Here is a 655-nt window from a genome sequence, read left to right as displayed (position 1 = left end):
CTGATGTGGATGTGGTGGAGGCGCACGGTACGGGTACGTCGTTGGGTGATCCGATCGAGGCGCAGGCGTTGTTGGCGACGTATGGGCAGGGTCGGGATGTGCCGCTGTTGTTGGGGTCGGTGAAGTCGAACATCGGTCACACGCAGGCCGCTGCGGGGGTGGCTGGGATCATCAAGATGATCTTGGCGATGCGGCACGGGACCGTGCCGGCGACGCTGCACGCGGATGTGCCCTCGTCGCATGTGGACTGGTCGTCGGGTGCGGTGGAGCTGGTGACCCGGGCGCGCGAGTGGCCGGGTGCGGGCCGCGCACGCAGGGCTGCCGTGTCGTCGTTCGGGATCTCCGGCACGAACGCGCACGTGATCATCGAACAGGCGGAGCCGGAGCACGCCGCGGCGTCTGCCGTGCCCGTCGGGGTGCCGGTGCCGTGGATGCTGTCGGGGCGTTCGGAGCGGGGTCTGTCGGGTCAGGCCGGGCGGTTGGCGTCGTTCGTGCGGGGTCGGTCTGACCTGTCGGTGGCTGATGTGTCGTGGTCGTTGGCGACGACTCGGGCTGCGTTGGAGCATCGCGCGGTGGTGTGGGGCTCGGACGTGGACGAGCTGGTGGCCGGGCTGTCGGCTGTTGCCGAGGGCCGGTCTGCGGGTGTGGTGTCGGC

At 69.9% G+C, this 655-nt stretch carries 1 protein-coding gene; it reads left to right on the top strand.

Annotated elements, in window-relative coordinates; genetic code table 11:
* The coding region (locus HA073_RS30220; RefSeq protein WP_166457869.1) for a type I polyketide synthase at nt 1-655 on the top strand (655 nt) is incomplete at both ends.

It is taken from the genome of Micromonospora sp. CMU55-4 (assembly GCF_011602315.1).
In the GTDB taxonomy this organism is placed as follows: domain Bacteria; phylum Actinomycetota; class Actinomycetes; order Mycobacteriales; family Micromonosporaceae; genus Micromonospora; species Micromonospora chalcea.
This window is presented reverse-complemented; position numbering and strand designations above follow the sequence as displayed.